At 65.4% G+C, this 25,784-nt stretch carries 19 protein-coding genes; 9 read left to right on the top strand and 10 right to left on the bottom strand.

The annotated features are described in order from the left end of the window. Positions 1-76: 76 nt before the first annotated feature. From BKX93_RS21140 to BKX93_RS21130, 3 genes are read left to right on the top strand one after another with little or no spacing between them, the layout of a single operon-like run. A complete protein-coding gene (locus BKX93_RS21140; protein WP_046167325.1) occupies positions 77-1,474 on the top strand; it encodes an MATE family efflux transporter in 1,398 nt (465 codons plus the stop codon). Continuing rightward, positions 1,471-2,496, top strand: coding sequence for a UDP-N-acetylmuramate dehydrogenase (gene murB, locus BKX93_RS21135; RefSeq protein WP_070981257.1), 1,026 nt, complete (start codon positions 1,471-1,473; stop codon positions 2,494-2,496). Before BKX93_RS21140 ends, murB begins: the two co-directional genes overlap by 4 nt. Before the next feature lie 38 nt (positions 2,497-2,534). Beyond that, the gene (locus tag BKX93_RS21130) at positions 2,535-3,143 is read left to right on the top strand and encodes an HAD family hydrolase (RefSeq protein WP_052729376.1); all 609 of its coding nucleotides are present in this window, start codon (positions 2,535-2,537) and stop codon (positions 3,141-3,143) included. Here BKX93_RS21130 and BKX93_RS21125 read toward each other — a convergent pair. Beyond that, entirely contained in the window at positions 3,138-3,524 is a 387-nt protein-coding gene (locus tag BKX93_RS21125; RefSeq protein ID WP_046158200.1) for an MAPEG family protein, read from the bottom strand. The genes BKX93_RS21130 and BKX93_RS21125 overlap by 6 nt on opposite strands. Positions 3,525-3,559: 35 nt before the next feature. After that, on the bottom strand, positions 3,560-4,234 hold the full coding sequence (locus BKX93_RS21120) for an energy-coupling factor ABC transporter permease (RefSeq protein WP_070981256.1): 675 nt from the start codon (positions 4,232-4,234) through the stop codon (positions 3,560-3,562). 129 nt (positions 4,235-4,363) lie between these two features. Here BKX93_RS21120 and nadC point away from each other — a divergent pair, with 129 nt between their 5' ends. Both nadC and BKX93_RS21110 read left to right on the top strand, forming a co-directional pair. Continuing rightward, positions 4,364-5,203: a carboxylating nicotinate-nucleotide diphosphorylase gene (nadC, locus tag BKX93_RS21115; protein ID WP_070981254.1), complete on the top strand. Its 840-nt coding sequence runs from the start codon at positions 4,364-4,366 to the stop codon at positions 5,201-5,203. A gap of 82 nt (positions 5,204-5,285) precedes the next feature. Further along, complete coding sequence (locus tag BKX93_RS21110) at positions 5,286-7,157, top strand: sensor domain-containing diguanylate cyclase (protein ID WP_186009457.1); 1,872 nt, start codon at positions 5,286-5,288, stop codon at positions 7,155-7,157. A gap of 16 nt (positions 7,158-7,173) precedes the next feature. On the opposite strand, the gene BKX93_RS21105 is transcribed toward BKX93_RS21110, so the two are convergent. The 3 genes from BKX93_RS21105 to trxA form a co-directional block, all read right to left on the bottom strand. Further along, on the bottom strand, positions 7,174-7,785 hold the full coding sequence (locus BKX93_RS21105) for a CoA pyrophosphatase (RefSeq protein ID WP_070981251.1): 612 nt from the start codon (positions 7,783-7,785) through the stop codon (positions 7,174-7,176). A 110-nt stretch (positions 7,786-7,895) separates the two neighbouring features. Beyond that, entirely contained in the window at positions 7,896-9,152 is a 1,257-nt protein-coding gene (gene rho, locus BKX93_RS21100) for a transcription termination factor Rho (RefSeq protein ID WP_021476377.1), read from the bottom strand. Between the two features lie 126 nt (positions 9,153-9,278). Then, positions 9,279-9,605 (bottom strand): thioredoxin TrxA, encoded by a 327-nt coding sequence (gene trxA, locus BKX93_RS21095; protein ID WP_046158204.1) that lies wholly within the window; start codon positions 9,603-9,605, stop codon positions 9,279-9,281. A 201-nt stretch (positions 9,606-9,806) separates the two neighbouring features. Between trxA and fabI the strand changes: the two genes are divergently transcribed. Beyond that, complete coding sequence (gene fabI, locus BKX93_RS21090; RefSeq protein ID WP_021476379.1) at positions 9,807-10,595, top strand: enoyl-ACP reductase FabI; 789 nt, start codon at positions 9,807-9,809, stop codon at positions 10,593-10,595. 217 nt (positions 10,596-10,812) lie between these two features. On the opposite strand, the gene BKX93_RS24945 is transcribed toward fabI, so the two are convergent. Together BKX93_RS24945 and BKX93_RS25920 are read right to left on the bottom strand one after the other, a co-directional pair. Next, positions 10,813-12,558, bottom strand: coding sequence for a methyl-accepting chemotaxis protein (locus BKX93_RS24945; protein WP_070981249.1), 1,746 nt, complete (start codon positions 12,556-12,558; stop codon positions 10,813-10,815). A gap of 49 nt (positions 12,559-12,607) precedes the next feature. After that, positions 12,608-14,317, bottom strand: a complete 1,710-nt coding sequence (locus BKX93_RS25920) for a methyl-accepting chemotaxis protein (RefSeq protein WP_070981247.1) — start codon at positions 14,315-14,317, stop codon at positions 12,608-12,610. 324 nt (positions 14,318-14,641) lie between these two features. Between BKX93_RS25920 and BKX93_RS24930 the strand changes: the two genes are divergently transcribed. Further along, on the top strand, positions 14,642-14,827 hold the full coding sequence (locus BKX93_RS24930; protein ID WP_145929363.1) for a hypothetical protein: 186 nt from the start codon (positions 14,642-14,644) through the stop codon (positions 14,825-14,827). A gap of 69 nt (positions 14,828-14,896) precedes the next feature. Here the strand turns inward: BKX93_RS24930 and BKX93_RS21075 are convergent, their stop codons facing one another. From BKX93_RS21075 to BKX93_RS21065, 3 genes are read right to left on the bottom strand one after another with little or no spacing between them, the layout of a single operon-like run. Then, positions 14,897-17,305 (bottom strand): response regulator, encoded by a 2,409-nt coding sequence (locus BKX93_RS21075; protein ID WP_070981245.1) that lies wholly within the window; start codon positions 17,303-17,305, stop codon positions 14,897-14,899. Next, positions 17,302-19,002, bottom strand: a complete 1,701-nt coding sequence (locus BKX93_RS24230) for a chemotaxis protein CheB (protein ID WP_052717450.1) — start codon at positions 19,000-19,002, stop codon at positions 17,302-17,304. The genes BKX93_RS21075 and BKX93_RS24230 overlap by 4 nt, the downstream gene beginning before the upstream one ends. Continuing rightward, the gene (locus BKX93_RS21065; protein ID WP_145929362.1) at positions 18,999-22,667 is read right to left on the bottom strand and encodes a response regulator; all 3,669 of its coding nucleotides are present in this window, start codon (positions 22,665-22,667) and stop codon (positions 18,999-19,001) included. The genes BKX93_RS24230 and BKX93_RS21065 overlap by 4 nt, the downstream gene beginning before the upstream one ends. 116 nt (positions 22,668-22,783) lie before the next feature. Here BKX93_RS21065 and BKX93_RS21060 point away from each other — a divergent pair, with 116 nt between their 5' ends. Continuing rightward, on the top strand, positions 22,784-24,922 hold the full coding sequence (locus BKX93_RS21060; RefSeq protein ID WP_046159173.1) for a putative bifunctional diguanylate cyclase/phosphodiesterase: 2,139 nt from the start codon (positions 22,784-22,786) through the stop codon (positions 24,920-24,922). Positions 24,923-24,986: 64 nt separating this feature from the next. Further along, positions 24,987-25,727, top strand: coding sequence for a 3'(2'),5'-bisphosphate nucleotidase CysQ (locus tag BKX93_RS21055; RefSeq protein WP_070981241.1), 741 nt, complete (start codon positions 24,987-24,989; stop codon positions 25,725-25,727). Positions 25,728-25,784: the final 57 nt, after the last annotated feature.

Genomic DNA, 25,784 nt, shown 5'->3' with positions numbered 1-25,784 from the left:
TGGCCGTCCTTATGCAGACAGTATGCGGGCGGGGCGGCTATAATCGGCAGTTTCTGCCCCAAATCCGCAGGACCGCATGCTGTTCGAACTCAACCGCGCCTCGCGCGCCGAAATCCTGGCCGAAGCGCGCCAGATCGCCGGCCTCGCGCTGCCGATGATGATCGCCCAGATCGCCCAGGTGGCCACCAGCTTCGTCGACACCGTGATGGCCGGCCGCGTCGGCACCGACGACCTGGCCGCCGTGTCGCTGGGCGCCAGCGTGTTCATCACCGCCTACGTGACGCTGATGGGCGTGGTCGCCGCGCTCAATCCCATCCTGTCCCACCACTTGGGCTCCCGGGACCAGCGCGCCTTCGGCCACGACGCGGCCCAGGGTTTGTGGTTCGGCCTCATCCTCGGCATCCTGGGCGGCGGCCTGATGCTGGCGCTGGAAGCGCCGCTGCGCCACTGGCTGCACTTGCCGCCCGAGGTCACCGACAAGGTGATGCTGTTCATCACCGGCGCGGCCGTAGGCATGCCGGCGGCGATGATCCACCGCGCGCTGCACGCCTACGCCTCCAGCCTGGGCCACCCCAAGGCCATCATGGTGGTCAGCCTCTTGGCGCTGGCGCTGAACATTCCGCTCAACTACATCCTGATCCACGGCCTGTTCGGCATGCCCAAGATGGGCGGCGCCGGCTGCGGCTGGGCCACCGGCATCGCGTTCTGGTTCAACTGTCTGGCGCTGCTCGCCTATGTCAGCTGGCACCGCAATTTCCGCGACAACCGCATCCTGGCCGGCTTGGCCGCGCCGGATTGGCGCCGCTTCCTCGCCTTCCTGAGGCTGGGCGTGCCCATCGGCCTGTCCTTCTTCGTCGAAGTCAGCCTGTTCTCTTTCATCGCGCTGCTGATCGCCGAGCTGGGCACCGTGGTCGTGGCCACCCACCAGTCGGTGCTGAACTTCTCCAGCCTGATCTACATGCTGCCGCAAAGCGTGGCCACCGCGCTGTCGGTGCGGGTCGGCCATCACGCCGGCGCCGGCGACTACAAGGCCGCCCGCTTCATTTCCGGCGTCGGCATGCTGATGGGGCTGGCGATGGCCGGCGGCGCGATGTTGCTGGTGCTGATGCTGCGCGAGCCCATCATGTGGATGTACAGCACCGATCCCAGAGTGATCGCGATGGGCACCACGCTGCTGCTGTTCGCCGCCGTCTATCAACTGACCGACGCCGCCCAGACCATCGCCTCCGGCGCGCTGCGCGGCTACAAGCTTACCGCCGTGCCGATGCTGATCCACATCACCTCGTTCTGGATGGTGGGCCTGGGCCTGGGCATGCTGCTGGGGCTGACCGACTGGATCGTGCCGCGGATGGGCATCTACGGCTTCTGGACCGCGCTGGTGATCAGCCTGACCGTGGCCGGCCTGCTTCTGACCTATTATCTGGCCCGCGCCAGCCGCAAGCGGCTGCGCCGCGATCAAGGAATCCTGTTATGACCCTGCAGTTTCGCGCGGATGTCGACCTGCGCTCCTACAACACCTTCGGCATGGCCGTCCGCGCCGCCCACTTTTGCCAGCTGGACGATGCCGCCGACCTGCCGGCCCTGCTGGCGCATCCGCTGTACCGCCAAGGCCCGGTGCTGTGGCTGGGCGGCGGCAGCAACCTGCTGCTGACCCGCGACTATCCCGGCTTGGTCATCAAGGTGGCGCTGGCCGGCATCCGCCTGCTGGGCGAAGACGGCGACGACGTGATTGTCGAGGCCGCGGCCGGCGAAAACTGGCACGGCTTCGTCCAATACGCGCTGGCCCAAGGCTGGTACGGCCTGGAAAATCTCAGTCTGATACCCGGCACAGTCGGCGCGAGTCCGGTGCAGAACATCGGCGCCTACGGCGTCGAGGTGAAGGACCGCCTGCTGGAGGTGGTGTGCGCGCGGCTGGACCGGAACGGCGAGGCGCTGACGCTGTCGAACGCCGAGTGCCGCTTCGGCTACCGCGACAGCGTGTTCAAGCGCGAGTCCGCCGGCCGGCTGCTGGTGACGGCGGTCCGTTTCCGGCTGTCCCGCCGCGCGGATCTGCGCACCGGCTACGGCGACATCCAGAAACAGCTGCAGGCCGACGGCGTGGAGCAGCCGACGCCGCTGGACGTCAGCCGGGCGGTGGTCGCCATCCGCCAGAGCAAGCTGCCCGATCCCGCCGTGCTGGGCAACGCCGGCAGCTTCTTCAAGAATCCGGTCGTCGACGCCGGACAAGCCGCCGCGCTGCTGGAGCGCCATCCGCAGTTGCCCAACTATCCCGCCGCCGACGGCCGGGTCAAGCTGGCCGCGGGCTGGCTGATAGATCAATGCGGGCTGAAAGGCTATCGCGACGGCGACGCCGGCGTGCATGACAAACAGGCGCTGGTGCTGGTCAACCACGGCCAGGCAACCGGCGCCCAAATGCATGCGCTGGCGCGCAAGGTGCAAAACTCGGTAAGCGAGAAATTCGGCGTGGCGCTGGAACCGGAACCGCTGATCCTGTAAGCGCCCGGCCCCGACAACGCAATGTCTATGGAGAGCAAATGAGCAAGCAAGCGGAAGTTCTGGTATTCGATCTGGGCGGCGTATTGGTGGACTGGAACGGCATCGACCCGCTGGTGCGGCTGTCGGATGGCCGGCTGGAGCGCGAACAGGCGCGTCTGTTCTGGATCGACAGCCCCTGGGTGGCCAAGCTGGATCTGGGCGAATGCGCGCCGCGCGAGTTCGCCGCCGCGATGACCGACACCCTGCAGCTGGGCGTCGACGCCGACGCGATGCTCGGGCAGCTGTCCGACTGGCTGGCCGGCGCCTACCCCGGCGCAGCGGAAATGCTGGCCGAACTGTCCCGCCGCTTTCCGCTGGCCGCGCTCAGCAACAACAACCCGCTGCACTGGGACAAGATAGACCGCGAATTCGGCCTGCTGCCACACTTCCGGCACACCTTCGCCTCCCACCTGCTGCATCTGCGCAAGCCGGACGCCGCCATCTACCGCCATGTCCAGCAAACCCTGGGCGTCGCGCCCGAAGCCATCGCCTTCTTCGACGACAACATCGAGTGCGTGGAGGCCGCGCGCGCCCAGGGCTGGCAAGCCTTCCACACCGCGGGCCTGCCCCAGGTCCGCGCCGCGCTGCAGGCGCAGGGCTGGCTATAAGGCGATCACGCCGCCGGCGCGCAAGAACAGGTAAAGCACGGCCAGCAGGCCGATCAGCCAGGCCAGCGAGCGCAGCGCCGCCTGGTCCGCCACGTACAGCAGGCCGTGTCCGACGCGCGCCAGCGCGAACACGGCCGCGGCGGCGTTCATCTCCGCCACCGGCACCTTCATCAGCCAGGCGGCCGTAACGGCCGCCAGATAAGTGGGCAGCGCCTCCCAGGCATTCTGCTGCGCCCAGTTGGCGCGCTGGCGGCGGCCAGCCAGCTGCGCCGCCCACTCCCGCGGACGATGGTTGTCGTAACGCACCCCGGCCTTGGCCACGCCGGCCCAGATCAGCGGCAGCACCGCGGCCAACAACAGACTCCATAGCACGAACGGCATCGACTTCTCCTTGTTTTGACAGCGGCAAACGCCGCTCAGCCGGGGCCCGGCTTGCCTCCAAGATAGCGCCCGTCGTCAAAGGTCGCCACCCAGCGCGGCTTGTACACCACCAGCACCGCGAGCAGCAAGCCGGTGGTGAAGGCTTCCGACCACGACAGCAAGAAGTAATAAGGCAATGCTTCCTCCAACAGCTCGTCCCAGGGATAGGCGCCGGCCAGGCCCAGCCCCAGCACGCCGCACAAGGCCGCCGTCAGCAGGCTGGCCCCGCCGGCCAGGAAGCCGTTGACGAAAATGTAGACGAAGAAATGCGCGGGCAAGCGCCGCCGCGCCAGTTCCAGCATGCCGGCGGTCACCGCCACCGCGGGCAGCGCCGTCAAAAGCCAATTCAGCCCCAGCGCCCGCCAGTCGGCGTGGCCGGCCGCGGCCAAGGCCAACTGCACCGCCGCCAATGCCAGCATCGCCAGCCACGGCCCCATCAGCAAGGTGAACAACGCCGCTCCCAGCAAATGGAAGGATAAGCCCGGCTGCAGGCCGCCGCGCAGCAGCCATAGCGCCAGATCCAGCACGCAGGCCCCCATCCAGGCATTCAGCGCCGCCGGATCCAACATGCGCCATCGCACCCGGAACGCGGCGAAAGTCAGCGCCGCGGCCGCGAGCGCGCCGGCCAGCCACGGCGCCCAGCCGGCAAACAGCAATGCGGACAAATCCATGACATTCAAATTTAAAGAAACCGGGCCTCAGCATAACAGATGCCCGCGCGCCCTCCCGGACTTTCGCCGCCGGCGCACGCGCCAACTCCGGCTCCTGCCGTTACAATACGCTTTTGGATGGAGACCTTCATGCCACTGCCCGCCCACCACCTGATCGCCCAACACGTATCCCTGGCCCTGGCCGAAGACATCGGTCCCTGCGACTGGACCGCCCGGCTGATAGCCGCAGACAAAACCGGCGCCGCCCGCGTGATCGCCCGCGAAGACGCGGTGATCTGCGGCCAGGCCTGGTTCGACGAGTGCTTCCGCCAGGTCGACGCTCGCTGCGCAGTGGAATGGCTGGCGGCCGAAGGCGAACGCGTGGAGGCGGGCCGAGAGCTTTGCCGGATCAGCGGCCCGGCCCGCGCGCTGCTCACCGCCGAGCGCAGCGCGCTCAATTTCCTGCAGTTGCTGTCCGGCGTCGCCAGCGAGACCCGCCGCTACGTCGACACGGCGGCCGGCCATCGCGCCCGCATCCTGGATACCCGCAAGACCGTACCCGGCCTGCGCCTGGCGCAAAAGTACGCCGTCACCGTAGGCGGCGGCGCCAATCAGCGCATCGGCCTGTTCGACGGCATCCTGATCAAGGAAAACCACATCATGGCCGCCGGCGGCGTCGCCCAGGCGATGGCCCAGGCGCAGGCCGGCCTGCCGCCGGGCGTCACGCTGCAGATCGAAGTGGAGTCGCTGCCGCAACTGGAGGAAGCGCTGAGCCACGGCGCCAAACTGGTGCTGCTGGACAATATGTCGCTGGACGACATGCGCCGCGCGGTGGAGATCAGCGCCGGCCGCGCCGAGCTTGAGGCCTCGGGCGGCATCGACCTCGACAGCGTGCGCGCCATCGCCGCCACCGGCGTCGATCGCATCTCCGTGGGCAAGCTGACCAAGGACGTGCGCGCGCTGGATCTGTCCATGCGCTTCACCCTGTAACGCGCTACGCAGCCATGGGCAGAGCTGTCATACTGGGGACATGCCTACTATAAGCAAAGCATAGCCCTCACCGTTCATGGACATGACTCCGCCCAGATTCGGCTCCCGCTCCGCCCGCCACGCCAAATGGGGCGCCGCGCTATTGTTGCTGGTGACCCTCGCGTTGCTGGCAGTGGACCTGTCCACCAGCTACCGCCAGCTGGAAACCGAGGCCGGCCGGCAAGCGAGCGGCCTCAGCCAGTTGCTGGCGGAAAGACTGAGCTCCGGCATACACGAGGCCGGCCTGATCCTGCAGAGCAGCAACCAGATTCCCGAAATCCAGCGCCTGCTGCGCAGCGGCGCGCTGGAGCCGGGCGCGCGCCAGAACCTGACTCAGAAACTGCTGCAGCTGCTGCAGCTGGCGCCCTACCTCAGCCGCGTCGAAATCGTGGACACCGCCTGCCAGACGGTGTTCAGCAGCAAGCGCGACAGCGCCTCCCCCCCGCACCACAACGAATTCTGCCGCTGGCTGCACCGGATCGACCCCAAGGAAAGCAACTACACCACGGTGATACACAGCCCCACCGACGGCGGCATCGTGCTGGCCAACAAGCTGTACGACGGCGAAGGCAACCTGATCGGCATGGCCACCGGCCTGATCAAGCACAACTTCATCCAGGACGAGGTCAGCCGGCTGACGGTTGGGGAGCACGGCGAGATCCTGGTGCTGGACCAGCGCCAGCTGACGGTGACGCGCTGGCCGCAAACCAGCGGCAATGATCCGCAAAGCTACCGGCCGCTGCAGCCGCGCGAAATCCTGTCCCACGACCCCGGGCAGATGCTGTTCGACGCGCCGTCCAGCTTCGACGGCCGCGAGCGGCTGTACAGCATGCGCCAGACCGGCAACTACCCGTTCCAGGTGGCGGTGGGCCTGTCGCGGCGCGACTTCACCCGCTACGTCTGGGACAAGGCCTGGCTGGCGATCCCGGGCTGGCTGTTCCTCTCCGCGCTGACCCTGCTGGCGCTGCGCAAGCATCTGTCCAATCTGCGCCAGCACCAGTTGCTGCTGCAAGGCAACGAGCGCATACGCGCCAGCGAGGAGCAGGCCAGGCTGATCCTGGACACCGCGCCGCTGGCGCTGCTGCTGGTGAATCCCCAGACCGTCCGCATCCGCCACGCCAACTCACCGGCGCGGGAAATGCTGGGCCTGCCGCCGCGCGATCCCGAGCAGGCCGCCGACAATGAATTGAACCTGCCCTTGAAGCTGCAGCCGGTGGAGCAATGGCTGCGCGAGGGAGAGGACGCGTTGCAGCAAGAGGTGGAGCTGGAGCTGGAGGACAAGAGCCGGCTGTGGGCGATCGTCTCGCTGCGCCGGCTAGGACACGACAGCCAGCCGTCGGCGCTGATCGCGTTGTATGACATCTCAGGCCGCAAGCTGCTGGAACAACAGTTGCACGAAAGCAATCAACAACTGGCCGAGATGGCGGTCACCGATCCGCTGACCCGCCTGTACAACCGCCGCCACGCCGACATGGTGCTGCGCGACGAGATCAGCCGCTGCGAGCGCTACGGCCAGACCATGGCCATCGCCGTGTTCGACATCGACCACTTCAAGCGCTTCAACGACCAATATGGCCACCAGGCCGGCGACGACGTGCTGGTGGCCGTCGCCAACGCGCTGCGCGACACCACCCGCAACACCGACATCAACGCGCGCATCGGCGGCGAAGAGTTCATGGTGATCTTCCCCTACACACGGTTGCGCGACGCGCAAAAAGTGATGAACCGGCTGCAGATCGCGCTGACCCACACCACCTTCCCCTTCGTCGAGCAACGCATCACTTTCAGCGGCGGCGTCACCGACTGGCGGCCGGGCGACAGCCCGGCGCTGATGATGTCGCGCGCCGACAAGCTGCTGTACGACGCCAAACAGTCGGGCCGCAACGTGGTGCTGTCGGATCAGGAAGAAGCGTGAGCCGGCAAATCCGGCGTTAGAAAGACGCGCCGCCCAGCGCGTCGGCCAGCATCCACATCATCGCCGCGGTGGCGCCCCAGATGGTGTGCCGGTCCCATTGCAACGACAGATACTGGCCGGCCACGCCATCGCGGACATAGTCGTGGCGGCTGTACGCCTGCCGATCCAGCAGCAGCGGCAGCGGCACTTCGAATACCTCGGCCACCTCGTCCGGCGCCGGCGCCAGCGCCAGCGGCGGATGCAGCAGCCCCACCACCGGCGTGACCAAATAACCAGTCACCGTCACGTATTCCGGCAAGCTTCCCAGCACCCGCACCGACGATTCCGGCAGGCCGGTCTCCTCGCGCGCCTCGCGCAGCGCGGCCGCCTGGGCCGACGCGTCGCCGCTCTCCAGCTTGCCGCCGGGAAAACTGACCTGGCCGGGATGGCTGGACAGGTGGTCGGTGCGGCGGGTGAACAGCACCGTGGCGCCGTCCGCGTGCCACACCAGCGGCACCAGCACCGCGGCCGCCTTCAAGCCGGGCGATGCCGCCCGATAGGGCAAATCGGCCACCCTGCCGGTGAAATCGTAGGATTTCAGCCGTCCGGCGATCATCGCGGCGGCCTCGTCTGCCTCCATGGACCACATATCGTTATCCTTTTGTCTCCCGGCGTCCGCTCTTGCGGCGGACATGTCTCCAATGTACCAAAAAAAATGCCAGACCGGCATGGTCTGGCATCTTGGCTGGCGGATATCGCTCAGCGGCGCATCGAGTCGAAGAAAGCCTGGTTCGACTTGGTGGCCTTGATCTTGTCCTGCAGGAATTCCATCGCCTCCAGGTCGTCCATCGGGTACAGCAGCTTGCGCAGCACCCAGATGCGCTGCAGCTGGTCTTGCGGAATCAGCAGCTCTTCGCGGCGGGTGCCGGAACGGTTGATGTTCATCGCCGGGAAGATGCGCTTTTCAGCCATCTTGCGGTCCAAATGGATTTCGCAGTTGCCGGTGCCCTTGAATTCCTCGTAGATCACATCGTCCATGCGGCTACCGGTATCGATCAGCGCGGTGGCGATGATGGTCAGGCTGCCGCCCTCCTCCACATTGCGCGCGGCGCCGAAGAAGCGCTTGGGACGCTGCAGCGCGTTGGCGTCGACGCCGCCGGTCAGCACCTTGCCGGAAGCCGGCACCACGGTGTTGTAGGCGCGGGCCAGACGGGTGACAGAGTCCAGCAGGATGACCACGTCCTTCTTGTGCTCGACCAGGCGCTTGGCTTTTTCGATCACCATCTCGGCGACCTGCACGTGGCGGGTGGCCGGCTCGTCGAAGGTGGACGACACCACTTCGCCGCGCACCGAGCGTTGCATTTCCGTCACTTCTTCCGGACGCTCGTCGATCAGCAGCACGATCAGCACCGCGTCCGGGTGGTTGGCGGTGATGGCGTGGGCGATGTGCTGCAGCATCACGGTCTTGCCGGACTTCGGCGGCGCCACCAGCAGCGCGCGCTGGCCGCGGCCGATGGGCGCGATCAGGTCGATGATGCGGCCGGTGATGTTTTCTTCGGCGCGGATGTCGCGCTCCAGCTTGAACTGCTCGGTCGGGAACAGGGGCGTCAGATTCTCGAACAGAATCTTGTGCTTGGAATTCTCCGGCGCCTCGCCGTTTACCTTATCCACTTTCACCAGCGCGAAATAGCGCTCGCCATCCTTCGGCGTGCGGATCTCGCCCTCGATCGAATCGCCGGTATGCAGATTGAAGCGGCGGATCTGCGAGGGGCTGACATAGATGTCGTCAGGGCCCGCCAGATAGGAGGTATCCGGGCTGCGCAGGAAACCGAAGCCGTCCGGCAATACTTCCAGCGTACCCTCGCCGAAAATGCTCTCGCCCTTCTTGGCCTGGTTCTTCAAAAGCGCAAAGATCAGATCCTGCTTGCGCAACCGGTTGGCGCCGTCGATCTCGTTGGAAATGGCCATTTCAACGAGCTCGGATACGTGGAGATGTTTGAGATCAGATAAGTGCATAGCGGTCGTGAGGTCGACTCGGTAGTAATGAGGCGGAGCGCCTATCGGGGGTGTGGAAGCGTAAACGAAACGGGCGGCTTGTTTATGCCACCCGTCATGAAAGATTGTGCGTGGAGAATAGACGCTTTACAGTTGACTGTCAATGAAGGCGGTCAGCTGGCTCTTGGACAGCGCGCCGACCTTGGTGGCGGCGACTTGACCGTCCTTGAACAGCATCAGAGTCGGGATGCCGCGGATGCCGAACTTGGGCGGAGTCTGCTCGTTCTGGTCGATGTTCAGCTTGGCGATTTTCAGCTTGCCTTCGTATTCCTTGGCCACTTCGTCCAGGATCGGGGCGATCATCTTGCACGGGCCGCACCATTCGGCCCAGTAATCGACCAGCACCGGGCTGTCGGACTTCAGGACATCGTTTTCAAAAGAATCGTCGGTTACGTGCAGGATCAGATCGCTCATGGCTTCCTCGTCAAAATTGGGTGTGCTTAATTCGGGATGGTAGCAAGCGGCGGAGCGGGCGGCAACCTGCGGCACAAAGTTCCGTTCCCCCTACGTTCAAGGGGTTATCCTTGCCGAAACCGGCGCTTAGCTTCCACGACGCTGCTGCAAATCGCCGGCATTCGGTATAATGGCTGGCTGTTTACATGTGAAGGACACCAAATGGGCTTTCTGCAAGGCAAGAAAATCCTGATCACCGGCATGATCTCCAACCGCTCGATCGCCTATGGCATCGCCCAGGCCTGTCATCGCGAAGGCGCCGAGCTGGCGTTCACTTACGTGGTGGACAAGCTGGAGGACCGTGTCCGCGAAATGGCGGCCGACTTCGGCTCCAAGCTGGTTTACCGCTGCGACGTGCAGAACGACGACGAGATCAACCAGCTGTTCGCCGACCTCGCCAAGCAATGGGACGGCCTGGACGGTCTGGTGCACTCGATCGGCTTCGCCCCGCGCGAAGCGCTGGAAGGCGACTTCCTGGATTCTCTGAGCCGCGAAGCGTTCCAGATCGCTCACGACGTGTCGTCCTACAGCTTCCCGGCGCTGGCCAAGGCCGCGCGTCCGATGATGCAGGGCCGCAAGGCCGCGCTGCTGACGTTGTCCTACCTGGGCGCGGTGCGGGCGATCCCGAACTACAACGTGATGGGCCTGGCCAAGGCCAGCCTGGAAGCGTCGGTGCGCTTCATGGCCGCCAGCCTGGGCAAGGAAGGCATCCGCGTCAACGGCATCTCCGCCGGTCCGATCAAGACGCTGGCCGCCGCGGGCATCTCCGGCTTCTCCAAGCTGCTGAACATGGCCTCCAGCCAGGCCTGCCTGCGCCGCAACGTGACCACCGAGGAAGTGGGCAACGCCGCCGCCTTCATGCTGTCCGACCTGGCCTCCGGCATCACCGGCGAGATCACCTACGTCGACGCCGGCTACAGCGTCAATGCCTTGAACGTGCCGGAAGAATAAGCGTTTTCGCGTTCCAGACGCCGACGGCGCAGGCTTTGCCTGCGCCGTTTTCCATTCACGCCCCGCCAGTCGCCCCGCCAGCAAAGCGCCCTCCGGTTTTTTCACGCCACTCGGCGCTGATTCCGATATAACTGACCACTCATTCCGGTGAAGAGTAGCTATCGAGCGCTCACAATGCTGGTGATGACCAGCCCCAGCCACAGTCGCTTGCCCGAAATCAGATATGAAATCGCTCCACCACGTTCTTGAGCTTGCTAGCGCGCTGGTTCAATTCGTCCAGGGTGGAGCTAGCGCTCTGCGCCACTTCCGACGTGGAACGGGTCATGCCGTTGATGTGCTCTGTGGTGTGGGCGATATTGCCGACAGCGGTGGACTGCTCTCGGGTAGCATGGGTGATCTGTGCGAAGGTTTCTACCACCTGCCCCATCAACCCGCCTATGTTCTCGATTTCGTTGGCAGCGCTCTGAGCCAGGTCCACGCTCTGATCCACGGTGCTGCGCGCCTGCTGCATACTGCTGACGGTGCCGGCGGTCTGCTGCTGCATGCCCTGGGTCATGGTGGTGATTTCAGTCGTCGCCTGTGCTGTGCGCTCGGCCAACTTGCGCACCTCGTCCGCCACCACAGCGAAACCCCGGCCCTGTTCCCCGGCGCGGGCGGCCTCGATGGCCGCGTTCAGCGCCAGCAGATTGGTTTGGTCTGCAATATCCTTGATCACGCCGACGATAGAACTGATCTCCTCGGAATGCTTGCCGAGGGAGTGCAGGGTATCGCCCAATGTCGCCATTGCCTGGGACAGTTTGCCCACCTCCGCCGATACCTGCTGCATCGCGTGGCGGCCGCGCTCAGCGCTGTCATTGGCCTGGGAAATGATGGCGTTGGCGTCTGAGGTGGTATCGGCGACATGGGTCACGCTGACGGTGATCTGCTCGATGGTCGCGGCATTGGAGCTGATCGCCTGGTTCACCTGATCGGCGTCCGAACTGATGCGGTTGGTGGTCTGATGCAATGACCCCACCGCGCTCACCAGCTCGCCGGCGTTGTTGTTGACCTCGCCGATCAATCGGCGCAGCCGCTGGTTCATCACCCCGATCTGGCCCAGCGCGCTGTGTTCCGGCGCATTGGGCACCGCCACCGTCAGATTGCCGGAGGCGATTTCCTGCAGCACCTGCTCGATCTCGCTTACCGAGCCGCCCAACTGGGCATTCAATTGGCGCCGGCCCAGCAGAATCAGGAACAGGATTTCGCCCACCAGCAGGATGATGGTCACCAGAAACATCAGCTGCGCATTGGACAGCCTATCGCGCGCCTGTTGCAGTGCGGTATTGGTGCGCTGATCCAGCAGAACGAAGAAGTCGTCGATAGGCTTCATGATCTTGGCCTTGTACTGGTGGTACTCCTTGCTGTGCACCAGCTTGCGCGCCAGTTCCATGTCGGGCTGCCCGTTGACGGTGTAATTGCCCTGCGCGTCGGCGAACTTGCCCTTCACCGCATTCATCGCTCGCACTTCAAGGTTGACCAGGCCGTCGGAGTTGGCCTGCGCTTCCTTGAGCTTGGCAAACTCGTCGTCGGTGAATCCGGCTTGCTTCATCAGGTTTTGCAGCGGCACGGTTTCGCCATCCGGCCTGGGCTTGTCCTGGCCCGCGGCGACAAAGTCCCAGTAAATGCGGTTGTACTCCTGCGGCCGCGGCGCCTTGCCGTTGCGGATGTCCAGTACCCGGTTGTACTGCTGCTCATAGGATGGATCGCCGGTGACGACGTAGGTGCGGCCCAGGCGAGTAAGATCATCCGAGCTCTGCCGCAGCTCGGAGGCGAGCAAGTAGGAATGGTAGCGGTTGTCGCTGGCGGCGCTCATCGAGTCAACCGCCTGCCGCATGGATATGAAGGTATACACCACGCCGATGAAGGTCAGCACGATCAGCACCAGCAGACCGTTGATCACGACATTGCCGCGAAAATTGTTCATGGAGGAAGCTCCTTGCGATCCGGGTCCGCCGCCGATCCCGGCGACGGAATCAGATACGGGATGCGGGACCGGTCCCGATAACGACAGCACGCGAATGGGCGGCAGCCGGACTTTGGATGATCGCGCCGACATCGGCGCGTGTCTGGAAACGCTGCATCAGCCTTTGCATCTCGTCCGCGCAGTCATTGCCTTTTTCGGAGATGACTGCCAGTTCTTCGACGAGGCATGCATTCTGCTGCGTGGCGGCGCTCAGTTGCTGGATCGTGGCGTTGATCTGCCCGACCGCGCAGGCTTGTTCCTTGGCGGCGCTGGCGATTTCCTGGATCAGATAGGCGGTGCGGCGGCTAGAGTCCACGCTGGCTTCAAGCTGTTGTCCGGCCCGGCCGGCCATGTTCACTCCCAGATTGGCCACGCTGGAAATTTCGCGCGCGGCCATCTGGCTGCGCTCCGCCAATTTGCGCACCTCCTGCGCCACCACCGCGAAACCCCTGCCTTGCTCGCCGGCGCGGGCGGCTTCAATAGCGGCATTGAGCGCCAGCAGATTGGTCTGATAGGCGATGTCGTCGATAACCATGGTGCATTCGGCGATCCGCTTCATGCTTTGCACAGTCTGCTGGACGATATCTCCGCCCTGCTGCGCGTCGACGGCCGCCTTAGCCGCCATGTCTTCCGTCAAGGTCGCGTTGTCACTGGTCTGACTGATGGATGAGGAGATTTCCTCCAGCGAGGCCGCCGCTTCCGACAGGTTGGCTGCCTGTTCCCCGGTATTGCTGGAGAGGCTCTGGGAAGTGCTATTGATCTCCGCCGCCAAGGTGGACAGGCGGCCGGCGCTGCTCTGGCTGCTGGCGATGGAGGCATTCAGCCCCGCGATGGTCTGGACAATGGCGCCGGCCATGCTGTCGGCTGGGTAGCCGCCCTCGCGCGCGTTCACCGTCAAATCCCCTTCGGCCACCGCCCGCATCATGCCTGACACATGCAACGGCTCGTCCCCCAGCATCCTGTGCAATTTTCGGTAAATGGTGCGGAACATCAGCACACTCAACACGCAACTGGCGAACAACAAGCCAATCAGGATGGCCAGCCACAAGCCAGCCTGCGACTGGGCCTGGCTCACTGCGCGGTTAGTACGCTGCTCCATCATCTGGTAGAACGCGTCCACCGGGCGCATGATAGAAGCCTTATCCTGATGGTACTGGCTGTCATGCAGGATGCGTCTGGCCATCGCCGGATCAGGTTCTCCCTGCCGGGCAAAACCGCCCCTGCCATCGGCAAAGCGCCCCTTCATCGCGTTCATCGCCACCGTTTCGGTATTCACCAGTCGGTCTGAATTAGCCTGCGCTTCCTTGAGCTTGGCAAACTCGTCGTCGGTGAAGCCGGCCTGGCCCATCAGCGTCTGCAGAGGCACCGCGACGCTATCAGGCTGCGGCTTGCGGCCATCCACGGCCATGAAATCCCAGTAAATGCGGTTGTAATGCTCTGGACGCGGCAGCTGGCCATTGCGGATGGCCAGCACTGCCCAGTATTGCCGCTCGTACATGGGATTGCCGGTTTCGGCATAGGTGCGGACCAGCCGGGTCAAGTCGTCTGAGCTTTGCCTCAGCTCATTGGCCAGCAGGTAGCTCTGATAGCGCTGCGACTCCGCCCGCGCCTGCGTACCCAACGCCTGCTGCAGTTGGAAAGTGCATAGCAGGACCAGCGACAGCAGCAGGATCGTCAGCCCCGCGCTTGCCGCCAGCAAAGATTTGATGCTTAGTCTCATACCCCGCCCACCTCGCGCTCAATCGTGGGAATCCGCCCTTCAAGGGGCTGTTTTGGTACCGTTATAGGTACTAATGCGAACATTACCAATAGATCGATATCAGACATCGCTCTGCGCACCAGTGACGCTGGGGTAAGCTACAAACAGCTTGGGATGTCTGAATCGCCCCAGATGCGATTAGTTGAGAAACCATCGGTCTGATCCAGGAAGCGCCAATGGCGGGCCTGCCGCCAGCACCGGCCATTTTTCCTGGCGTGGATCATCGACCGCTTTGGCAGAACTCCCGACCATCCTGCAGGCTGACGGGCAGGCCTTCGACTCGAGATGTCTGCCACACTGCCTATGCGCCAAAACGGCAGAAGGGAAGAAAAGCACCTGCAACTGCCCAGGCAATGCACAGGCTTGCCAGCGGCTGTCACTGCGGCAGTTTTTTCAAAAACTTTGCAGAAAAACCAGATTTTTTCAGGAACTCTGCGCCAGTTCCGCTTTGTTGCAAGCGCACAAAAATGAAAAAGCCTTATTCGGCAAGGAATGGGGTTTTCACTAACGGTACCTCTCTACAGCGCTCCTCACGTTGGATCAATCCAGCCCCTTCCCCTCGTCCAGCGCGCGCAGCGCCTCTATGGAACAGCCAAACGTCCGCTCCAGCTCCGGCAGCAGATCCACGGCCGACGCCAGATCCTCTCCCTTGCCCTGCTGCTCCAGCGCCAGGCACAGCGAAGCCAGCGGCTGGGCGCCCACGCTGCCGGCGCAGTTCTTCAGCGCATGGGCCGCGCGGAACAGGCCGGCGCCATCGCCGGCGTCCACCGCCTGCCGAATGTCCATCAGCAACCGCGGCCCCTCGTCCATCCAGGCGCTCAGCATGCGCGGCAGCAAATCCGCCTTGATCCCCCGGATCGCATCCAGCGTGCCGGCGTCGAGCCATTCTCCATCGGGGCTCTCCGCATCGCCCGCCGCCCCTTCCGGTCCGGCTTGCGCCTCGTCTCCCAAAGGCAGCCAGCGGGCCAACGCCGCCCCTAGCTCCTGCTGGGTAAAGGGCTTGGCCAGATAATCATCCATGCCGGCCTCCAGGCAGCGCTCCCGCTCGCCCAGGCCGGCGTTGGCGGTCAGCGCGACGATGACCAGGCGCGCGTCCCTGCCGCGCTCCCTCTCCCGCTCCCGGATCGCGCCGGTGGCCTGCCAGCCGTCCATCACCGGCATCTCGCAGTCCATCAGCGCCAGATCGAACGCGCCGTCCTGCCACAAGCGCAGCGCCTCTTCGCCGTTGCGCGCCAGCGCCATCTCGCAACCCAGATTTCCCAGCATCGCCGTCGCCAGTTCCTGATTGACCAGATTGTCCTCCACCAGCAGCACCCGTCCCTTCAACTTCGGCTGCCGGTCGTCTCCGCCCCCTTCCGCCTGCGCCGCCCTGGCGACGGACGATCCCAGCTGCAGCAAGGCGTTGTACAGCTCGGACCGGCGCACCGGCTTGGTCAGCACCTGGCGCGCCAGCTGCGCGGCGCCGTTCAGCTGCTGGAGGTCGTCGGCGGCGGAGCTGAGGATGATGGCCGGCGGCGCCGACGTCCCCAGCCTCTCCCGCACCAGGCTCAGGAACATCTGTCCGTCCATCTCCGGCATCATCATGTCGGATACGATCAGATCCGCCTCATGCCCCGCAGCCAGCCAGTCCAGCGCCTTCCCGGGCTCATGGAAGGCGTGGATGTGGCACTTCCAGGACGCCAGCTGCTGCTCCAGAATCTCCAGATTGGTGACGTTGTCGTCCAGCACCAGCACCCTCATCCGCGCCACGCCGTCGGCCGGAGGCGGCGGCGACAGGCTGCTCGAGGCTCGCGGCAGGCTCAGCGTGAAGTGGAACTCGGCGCCGGCGCCGGGTTCGCTCGCCAATTCGATGCTCCCGCCCATCATGCCCACCAGCCGCTGGGAGATCACCAGGCCCAGCCCGGTGCCGCCAAAGCGCCGGGTAGTGGAGCTGTCGGCCTGGGAAAAAGGCTGGAACAGCCGCTTCTGCTGTTCCGGCGAGATGCCGATGCCGGTATCCCGGACGCTGATCCGGCACGTCAACGCCATCCCCGTCTCCGCCACGCTGTCCACCCGCGCCAACACCTGGCCGGACTCGGTGAACTTGATCGCGTTGCCCAGCAGATTGGTCAGCACCTGGCCCAGGCGCTTGCCGTCGCCGACCACGTCCACCGGCATCAGCGGCAGCGCGCACATCAGCTCCAGCCCCTTGCCGTAGGCGACAGGCGCCAGCCGTTCGACGATTTCCTCGACCAGCAAGTTGAGAGAGAACGGCCGGTTGTCCAATTCGAACTTGCCGGCCTCTATCTTGGAAAAGTCCAGAATGTCGCTGATGATGGCCAGCAGGCTCTCGCCGGAGCGATGCACCACGCTGACGTAGTGGCGCTGCCGCTCGTCCAGCCGGGTTCGCCTCAGCAGGTCGGTCATGCCGATCACGCCGTTGAGCGGCGTGCGGATTTCATGGCTCATCACCGCCAGGAATTCGCTCTTGGCGCGATTGGCCGCCTCCGCCGCGTCGCGCGCCTCGGTCAGCTGGGCGTTGGCATCCAGCAAGGCCTGGCTGCGGACCTCCAGCGCCGTCTCGCGCTCGTGCAGCTTCTGGTACAGCCGGACGCGGTTGAGCAGCAGGTTGTCGTCCAGCGGCTTCATCAGGTAATCCACCGCGCCCAGGCCGTAGCCGCGGCCGATGAATTCGTCGGCCTTGAAAATGGCGGTGACGAAGACGATGGGAATGCCGCGCGTGCGCTCGGTCATCTGCAGATGGCTGGCGGTTTCGAAGCCGTCCATGCCCGGCATCTGCACGTCTAGCAGGATCAGGTTGACCTCCCGCTCCAGCGTGATCAGCAGGGCCTCCTCGCCGGAGCCCGCCTCCAGCACCTCGCAGTCGTCCAGCCGGCCCAGCAGGGCCTGCAGGGTGACGCGGTTGTTGCCGTTGTCGTCCACCACCAGTATCACGAATTTCCGGCTCATGACGCGGCGCTCCGTCCCACGCGATAGATATGGCTGCCGCTGCGATAGAGCTCGAAGCCCATGTCCAGCGCCAGGCGGTTCAGGCCGTCCTGCGGCCCCAGCACCAGGAAGCCCTCGGCATGCAGCGACTGCGCGAAGCGCCGCAGCACCTGGCGCTGCAGTTCGGTGTCGAAATAGATCAGCACATTGCGGCAGACCACCAGCTGGAATTCATTGAAGATGCCCTCGTCGGTCAGCGAATGGCGGTAGAACAGGATGCGCTGGCGCAGATGGTCGTCGGCCTGCAGGAAGCGGCCGTTCCGGGACAGGTAGGCGTCGAACAGCCGCTTGCCGCCGCTGCCCAGGTAGTTGGCGCGGTTGGCGTCCAGCGCCTGGGCGGGGAACAGCGCGCTGCTGCCCTGGGCCAGCAGGTATGGATTGAAGTCGGTGGCGAACAGGTGGCTGCGGTCCAGCAGGCCCAGCTCGTCCAGCACGATGGCCAGCGAATAGGCTTCCTCGCCGCTGGAGCATCCGGCCGACCACAGCTTGATCAGCGGAAAGCTGGACAGATAGGGCAGGATCTCCTCGCGCAGCAGCTTCAGCTGCTCAGGATGGCGGAAGAAGCTGGTCACCCCCACCGGCAGCTCCGCGCACAGGCGCTCGAACAGCGCGACGTCGGACAGCACCGCGCGCTGGAAGTCGGCGAAGCCGCCCATATGGAACTGCCCCATCAGGTTGCGGATGCGGCGCTTCAGGCTGTCGCGCTGGTAATTGCGGAAGTCGTAGCCGTAATGGCTGACCAGCGCGGCCAGGAACAGCTCCAGCAGCTCGCCTTCCGGCTGGGCGTCGGCGCCGGCCGCCGCGGCCGCGACCACGCTGGCGATCGCCGGCAGCTTCATCAGGTAATCGTAATGGCCGGCGTTGCGCGCCGCGTCCGGCATCACGCGCGCCGGCGCGCATTCGCCGCCGTCCTGGATGATCACGCAGGCGCCGGCGGCGCGCAGCGCGGCGCAGCCGTCGGTGCCATCCTGGCCGAAGCCGCACAGCAGCACGGCCATCGCTTCCGCGCCGTACTCGCCGGCCAGCGACTCGAACAGCGCGTCGATCGACGGCCGCGCGAACTGGATCTGCCGATCGCGGGTCAGGTAGACATAGCCATGGCCCACCCGCATGTGATGGCCGGGCGGGGCCACGTAGATCGTTCCCGGCTTCACCGGCGCCATGTGCTGCGGCATTTCCACGCTGTAGCCGGTGCGCGATTTCAGCAGCTGATCGAGCAGGTTCACCTGGTTTTCCTGCACGTGCTGGGCGACGAAGACCGCCATCTCGGACACCGGCAGCCGCTCGACGATGTGCAGGATGCACTCCAGGCTTTGCGCGGACCCGGCCAGCGCCAGCGCCCGCGGATTCGGCCGCGCGTCGGCCGGCGCGGTCCGGCCGGAGACCAGCCGCGCCGGCAGATTCAGCCGCGTCAGCCCATGCGCCAGCAAGGCATGGTAAGCGACAATCTTCAGCTTGCCGCCCCCGTTCAGCCGGTCCGCCATCGCGCACAGCAGCTCCACGCACAACAGATCGGCGTCGTAAAAGCTCAGCTCCAGCGCCTGCTCCGGATTGGCGCGCAGCAGGTCCAACACCACATTGCGGTCCTCCTGCCGGTCCAGCCGCCCCAGAATGGCGACCTTGCACTGGCCGGAGCGCTGCTGCACCGTCACGCTCACTTAGCCCGTCCCTCGCACCATTGCGCCACCTTGGCCACCAGCACGTCGTAATCCACCGGCTTGGACAGGTAGTCGTCGGCGCCGGTGGCCAGGATCTTCTCGCGCTCGGCCGGCAGCGCCTTCGCCGTGATCGCCACCACCGGGATGTCCTTCCAGGCCGGATTGGCGCGGATGGCGGCGATGGCCTGGTAGCCGTCCATTTCCGGCATCATGATGTCCATCAGCACCAGATCCACGCTCTGGTGCTGCAGGAATTCCAGCGCCCGCCGGCCGTTGACCGCGCTGTTGAGCTTGGCGCCGTGCCGCTCCAGCGCCGCGGTGATCACGAACAGATTGCGCGGATCGTCATCCACCACCAGCACGTGCCGGTCGGCCAGCAGCTTGCTGCCGGCGGGCGCGATCGGGGCCTTCAGCTCGGCCCGCTGCCTGGGCACGTCCTGCAGGAAGCGCTCCACGTTTTCCAGCAGCCGCTGGCCGGCCTGCGGCGTCTTGACGATCACGCAGTCGGAATAGGCCCGCAACGCCGCCTCGTCCTCCTCGCTGGGCTTGCCGCTGGCGTAGAACACCAGCGAGATGTCGGGATCCACGCCGCGCAGCGCCTCGGCGACGGCCACGCTGTCCGCGATCTCCGCCTCGCCCAGGTCCAGCACCGCCAGCTGGCTGCGGTGCCGTTCCAGCAGCGCCTTCCAGTCGGCGTCCGGCGCCGCCGCCACGATGTCGCCGCCGATATCGCCGACCAGCTTGGACACCTCGTCGCGGCTGATGCCGCCGCGCTCCACCACCAGGATGCCCCCGCCCTTGCCGCCCACCGCCTTGACCAGCTCGGCCTCGGCCGCGGCCAGCAGCTTGTCGCTGGCGGGCTTGCGCAGAAAGCCGATGGCGCCCTGCTGCAACAGCGCTTCGTCGCGGTCGCGCGCCGACACGATGTAGACCGGGATGTCCGCCAGCGCCGGCCTCGTCTTGATCTCGTGCAGCACCTGGGTGCCATCCATGTCGGGCAGGCCCAAGTCCAGCAGGATGCCCGCCGGCCCGTGCTCGGAGGCCAGCTCCAGGCCTTCCGCTCCGGTCGGCGCCAGCAGCGTTTTGTAGCCCAGCCGCCGGTTCATCGCCACCAGCATCTGGCCGAACACCGGATCGTCGTCTATCAGCAGTATCGCCTTGTCGCCGCGCCGCAGCGCCGCCCTGTCGTCCGCCACCTCCAACGAAACCGAGCCGGCCGACGCCGCTTCCGGCCTGCCGCTCTCAGGCAGCCAGACGATGAACTCGCTACCCTCGCCCGGCTCGCTCTGCAGCTCGATGGTGCCGCCCAGCATCTGCGCGAAGCGCAGGCTGATGGTGAGGCCCAGGCCGGTGCCGCCGAATTCGCGCGAGGTGGAGCCGTCGGCCTGCTGGAAGGCCTCGAAGATCACGCTTCGCTTTTCCGCCGGAATGCCGATGCCGCTGTCGCGCACGCTGATGCGTATCGGCAGCGCCGCGTCCGGATGGCGGCTCATGGAGAGCGTGACGCCGCCGCTGCGGGTGAACTTGATCGCATTGGTCAGCAGATTGCGCAGGATTTGCGACAGCTTGTCCGGATCGGATACGAAATCGCTGTCCAGGCTGTCGTCGACGACGAAGTCCAGCCCCTTGTCGCGCGCCAGATGCTCGAACATGCCTTGCAGCTCGCCGCATACGTCCCGGCTGCTCAACGTGGCCAGGTGCACGTCCATCCGGCCGGCCTCCACCTTGGACAGGTCCAGCACGTCGTTGATCAGCCGCAGCAAATCCTCGCCGGAACGATGGATCACCTGCGCCCACTTCAGCGCCTGGTCCTTCACCGTCCCGTCCTCGTTGTTCACCATCATCTTGGACAGCAGGATGATGGAGTTCAGCGGCGTGCGCAGCTCGTGCGACATATTGGCGAGAAACTCCGACTTGTACTTGCTGGCCAGGTCCAGCTGCTTCGCCCTGGCCTCCTGCAACAGCCTCGACTCCTCCAGCTCGCGGTTCTGCTGTTCCAGCTGCTGCTGCGACTCCTCCATCTGCGCATTGGTCTGCTGCAGCTCTTCGGTCTGCTGCCGCAGTTGCTGCTGCGCCTCTTCCATCTGCGCGTTGCTCTGCTGCAGCTCTTCCGACTGCTGCTGCAGTTGCTGCTGCTGCTCTTCCATCCGCGCATTGCTTTCGCGCAACTGCTCGCTCTGCTCCCGCATTTCCTTTTCCGCCGCCTCGCTGGCGGCCAGCAGCTTGCGGATGTGGACCCGCTGCTCGGCGACAAACAGGAAAGACGCCAGCATGCCGCCGACGTTGGACAGGAACTCCAGCTTGCGCTCGTCGAAATGCTCGAAGCTGGATAGCTCGATCACGCCGACCAGCTCTTTTTCGTGCAGCAAGGGATAGGTGTAGGTGTAGCGCGGCAAGGCCAGCATGGTGCCGGTGACGATGGGCGCGGCGGCGGCATCGCCGCTCACTTCCAGGATGATGGGCTTGCGCTCGCGCGCCACCTGGCCCACCGCGCCCTCGCCCAGCGCGAAGCTGGCGCCCAGGTTGTTGCGCTCGGTGTACATATAGCTGCCGACCAGGTCCAGCCGCAGCTCGTCCTCGCGGTACAGGTAGAACACGCCGCGCCCGGCATCGAGATAGCGGCCGATCAGGCCGATGGCGGCGTCCGCCAGCTGCTCGGTGGCCAGGTCCCCGGTCAGCGCGGCGGAGATCTGGCTATAGCCGTCCTTCAGCCAGTTGCGCCGCTCGTCCTCGGCGCGGGCGCCGCGCAGCATCCGTATCATCTCGTTGATGGCGATGCCCAACCTGTCCTTGTCCGACGCCAGCTTCACTTCCTGGCTAAGATCGCCCTGGCCGATGGCGTAAGCCCGGCTGGCCAGCCCTTCCAGCGACGCGATCAGGCTTTGCAGCCGGGCCATCAGGCTGCTGTCGTCGCCGGGCCGCAAGAGGATGTCGCTCGCCAGGTCGCCCTCCGCCAGCCTCGCCGCGATGCCTGCCGCCTCGGACGGCTCGCCGCCCAGTTGCCCCAGGATGGAGCGGCTGGTCCAGTAACCGATCAGCGCGATGGCCACCAGCATCACCGCGCAGATCACCAGCGTCAGCGCGATGGCGTTGCGCTTGATGACGACCGCCTCATCGGAAAATTTCTTGGCGATCTGCATATTGTAATCGATATGCTTATCGATCAATTCCAGCATCTGGTCGGAGATCGGATCCAGCGCCAGCAGCAGCTGGTGAGCCTTGGCCGCGCCCTGCTCGCCGTTGCCGCCAGCCTGCAGCACCTTGTCCAGACTGGCCTGATAGCGCTGCCAGACCGGCTTTTCCCTCTCCAGCCACGACTTGTCTGTTTCGTCGGCGAAGCAGTTGCCGCCGGCGCAGCCGTCGATCTCATAGGCCCGGATGGCATTGCTGACCGCGTCGCGCGCTTCCTGAACCTTCTTTTCTATCTTGAGCCGCTCGCCCTTGTCCGCGTCGTAGTCAAGCCGCCCCGCCTGCGTGCTGCTCTCCTGGAACGCGCGGCGCAGGCCGCCCAACACCTTGAGGCTGGGCACCGCGTTGACGTTGCCGAAGTTGGCGCCGTCATAAACCCTCTCCATCAGGTATTGCTCCAGACCGGTCAACAGCGCCAGGCCCAACAGCGCCGCCAACACCAGCAATGCCATGTTCTTGCCGACAGTAAGCTTCACTCCGCTCTCCCGATAGCCGCCCTTCTGATGTTGCAGTGTAGACAATCAGCAATACTACTAATGGATTTGAAAACGACTAGACTGGATGAGGTGGAATTATTTGCGGGAGAAACCGAATGCCGGTGCCCGGTGACATTCTGGTTGTCGACGACACCATGACCGCGCTGATGATGCTGGTGGCCCTGCTGTCCACTCAGGGTTATCAGGTCAGTTCCGCCCAGAGCGGGGCCGAGGCGCTGGATCTGGCGCAAAAACATCCGCCGGACCTGATCCTGCTGGACTTCAGCATGCCGGACATGGACGGCTTAGCCGTGTGCCGCGAGCTCAAGCAGAGTCCGCGCACCCGCGACATTCCCATTCTGTTCCTCAGTTCGGTCAGCGACTCGCAGACCAAGGTCGACGGCTTCGCCGCCGGCGCGGTCGACTTCATCATCAAGCCCTTCGAGCGCAGCGAGCTGTTGGCGCGCGTCAACACCCACCTCGATCTGGCCCGGCTGAAGAAGCGGCTGAGCAAGCTGGTGGAAGAAAAGACCGAGTCGTTGCGGCTGAGCGAACAGCGCTTCCGCGCGCTGATCGAACAGGCGCCGGAAGCCATCCTGGTGTACAACCTGGACAGCGGCCGCTTCGTCGACGCCAACCGGCAAGCGGAGAAATTGACCGGACGCACGCTGCAGGAGCTGGTCGGCACCAGTCCAACCTCGCTGTACGCGGCGGAACAGCCCGACGGCCTGCCCGTCGCGGAAAGCGTCAACATTCACGCCGAGCGGGCGCAGCAAGGCGAGATCGCGCCGTTCGAGCGCATCCTGCAGCGCCCCGACGGCAGCACCATTCCCTGCGAAGTCCGACTGAGCAAGCTGCCCAGCGAAACCGGCCACCTGCTCCGCGTCAGCTATATCGACATTTCCTTGCGCGTGGCCGCCCAGGAAAAAATCAACCGCCTCGCCTATTTCGATACCCTGACCGGCCTGCACAATGAAAGCGGCCTTAGGGAACAGTTGAATGTGCTGTTCTCCACGGCCGAGGAGCGCCTGCCTTTCGCCGTGCTGCTGGTGGATCTGGGCGACTTCAAATTCATCAACGACGTGTACGGCCACCGCATCGGCGATCTGCTGCTGCGCCATGTCGCGCAGCGCTTGCAAAAAGTGCTGGGAACGCGAGGCCACGCCGCCCGGCTGGGCGGCATAGAATTCGCGGCCATCCTCGCCAGCGTGGCGGACGCCGCCGAGGCGGAATCCATCGCCGGACGGGTGCTGGATGCGATCAGCGAACCATTCCCGGTGGACGAAATGATGCTCAGCCTGACCGCCAGCGTAGGCGTCAGCCTGGGTCCGGCGCACGGCGCCGACGGACAGGAGCTGCTGACCCGCGCCGACATGGCCCTGTACCAGGCCAAGCAGCGCGGCACCCGCAGGATCCAGGTCTATGAAGAAGAACTGGGCCGCCAGATGCGGGAGCGCGTCGAACTGGAAAAATCGCTGCGCCATGCGATAGACCATGGCGAGCTGGTGCTGCACTACCAGCCGCAGGTCGAGCTGTCCACCGGCCGCGCGGTGGGCGTCGAGGCGCTGGTGCGCTGGCAGCATCCGAAGAAAGGCATGATCTCGCCGATGCAGTTCATCCCCATCGCAGAACAGTCGGGCCTGATCCTGCCGCTGGGGCGCTGGGTGCTGCGCGAAGCCTGCCGCCAGCTGAAAGTGTGGCAGGACAAGGGCGGCGCCGAGCTGCGGATGGCGGTGAACCTGAGCGTCGCGCAATTCACTGACCACGAATTGCCGGAATTCGTCGCCGACGTGCTGAAGGAAACCGGCGTGGCGGCCCGCCACCTGGAGCTGGAAATCACCGAATCCTGCACCATGCTGTCGCCGCAGCAGTCCATCACCATGATGGAGCAATTCCGCGCGATGGGCATACACAGCTCGATAGACGACTTCGGCACCGGCCATTCCGCCCTGGCCTACCTGACCCGCTTCCCGGTGGACACGCTGAAGATAGACCAGTCCTTCATCCGCAACATCAACAATGACGAAAAAGGCAGCGCGCTGTGCGACACCATCGCCTACCTCGCCCACCGCATGGGCCTGCAGGTGGTGGCCGAAGGCGTGGAAACCCAGCAGCAGCTGACTTTCCTGACCAGCATCCATGTCGACGTGGTGCAGGGCTACCTGCTGTGCAAACCGCTGCCGGCCGCAGAGGTGGAGGACTTCATCCTGCGCCAGGCCGACGCCAAGCCCCAGCCCGGCGTGGAATACTTCTGACACCGGCCATTGCCGCGTCCGCCGATACGGTGTATCACTCCGGCATCAACGCCAGGAGCCACTCATGCCGGACGACCATCAACTCGCCGCCCACGCCGCCGCCGCCGCCGCCCGATTGCTGCTGGACCTGCGCCGCCGCCACCCGGAGGGCGGCAAGGCGCTGGGCGCGCGCGGCGACGCCGAATCCAACGCCTTGATCCTTGAGCTGCTGCGCGCGGCGCGCCCGGACGACGGCATTTTGTCCGAAGAATCCGCGCCGGATCCCGCCCGCCTGGGCGAGCGCAGGGTCTGGATCGTCGACCCGCTGGACGGCACCCGCGAATATTGCGAGCCAGACCGCGACGACTGGGCGGTGCACATCGCGCTGGCGGTGGACGGCGCCCCCACCGCCGCCGCCGTGGCCCTGCCTGCCCGCGGCGAGCTGTTCTCCACCCCCGCGCCCCAGCTTGCCGCCGCGCCGGAAGGCCGGCTGAAAATCCTGGCCAGCCGCAGCCGCCCGCCGGCGCTGGCCGAACGCGTCGCCGCCAGGCTGAACGCCGAGCTGGCGCCGATGGGCTCGGCCGGCGCCAAGGCGATGGCGGTGCTGCGCGGCGAGGCCCACGCCTATCTGCACGCCGGAGGCATGAACGAATGGGACACCTGCGCGCCGGTGGGCGTGGCGCTGGCCGCCGGCCTCTACGCGTCGCGGATAGACGGCTCGCCCTGCGTGTTCAACCAGGCGGATGTGAAGATGCCGGACCTGTTGATCTGCCGGCAGGCGCTGGCGGAGACGTTGCTGGCAGCGATCGCGGCGGAAGCCGACTGAGACGCCGCCACTGAACCGCGCCATCTGAAACCCAGACGCGCGCGGCCGCGATACTGG

The sequence above is a fragment of the Chromobacterium vaccinii genome (assembly GCF_001855275.1).
In the GTDB taxonomy this organism is placed as follows: Bacteria; Pseudomonadota; Gammaproteobacteria; order Burkholderiales; family Chromobacteriaceae; genus Chromobacterium; species Chromobacterium vaccinii.
Note: the sequence above shows the minus strand (reverse complement) of the source record. Positions and strands in the feature narration are given on the sequence as shown.

Bases quoted from the DNA above. Each gene is read 5' to 3' on its own strand.
- BKX93_RS21140 (WP_046167325.1), top strand. From the start codon at position 77: ATGCTGTTCGAACTCAACCGCGCCTCGCGCGCCGAAATCCTGGCCGAA.
- murB (WP_070981257.1), top strand. From the start codon at position 1,471: ATGACCCTGCAGTTTCGCGCGGATGTCGACCTGCGCTCCTACAACACC.
- BKX93_RS21130 (WP_052729376.1), top strand. From the start codon at position 2,535: ATGAGCAAGCAAGCGGAAGTTCTGGTATTCGATCTGGGCGGCGTATTG.
- BKX93_RS21125 (WP_046158200.1), bottom strand. From the start codon at position 3,524: ATGCCGTTCGTGCTATGGAGTCTGTTGTTGGCCGCGGTGCTGCCGCTG.
- BKX93_RS21120 (WP_070981256.1), bottom strand. From the start codon at position 4,234: ATGGATTTGTCCGCATTGCTGTTTGCCGGCTGGGCGCCGTGGCTGGCC.
- nadC (WP_070981254.1), top strand. From the start codon at position 4,364: ATGCCACTGCCCGCCCACCACCTGATCGCCCAACACGTATCCCTGGCC.
- BKX93_RS21110 (WP_186009457.1), top strand. From the start codon at position 5,286: ATGACTCCGCCCAGATTCGGCTCCCGCTCCGCCCGCCACGCCAAATGG.
- BKX93_RS21105 (WP_070981251.1), bottom strand. From the start codon at position 7,785: ATGTGGTCCATGGAGGCAGACGAGGCCGCCGCGATGATCGCCGGACGG.
- rho (WP_021476377.1), bottom strand. From the start codon at position 9,152: ATGCACTTATCTGATCTCAAACATCTCCACGTATCCGAGCTCGTTGAA.
- trxA (WP_046158204.1), bottom strand. From the start codon at position 9,605: ATGAGCGATCTGATCCTGCACGTAACCGACGATTCTTTTGAAAACGAT.
- fabI (WP_021476379.1), top strand. From the start codon at position 9,807: ATGGGCTTTCTGCAAGGCAAGAAAATCCTGATCACCGGCATGATCTCC.
- BKX93_RS24945 (WP_070981249.1), bottom strand. From the start codon at position 12,558: ATGAACAATTTTCGCGGCAATGTCGTGATCAACGGTCTGCTGGTGCTG.
- BKX93_RS25920 (WP_070981247.1), bottom strand. From the start codon at position 14,317: ATGAGACTAAGCATCAAATCTTTGCTGGCGGCAAGCGCGGGGCTGACG.
- BKX93_RS24930 (WP_145929363.1), top strand. From the start codon at position 14,642: ATGTCTGCCACACTGCCTATGCGCCAAAACGGCAGAAGGGAAGAAAAG.
- BKX93_RS21075 (WP_070981245.1), bottom strand. From the start codon at position 17,305: ATGAGCCGGAAATTCGTGATACTGGTGGTGGACGACAACGGCAACAAC.
- BKX93_RS21060 (WP_046159173.1), top strand. From the start codon at position 22,784: ATGCCGGTGCCCGGTGACATTCTGGTTGTCGACGACACCATGACCGCG.
- BKX93_RS21055 (WP_070981241.1), top strand. From the start codon at position 24,987: ATGCCGGACGACCATCAACTCGCCGCCCACGCCGCCGCCGCCGCCGCC.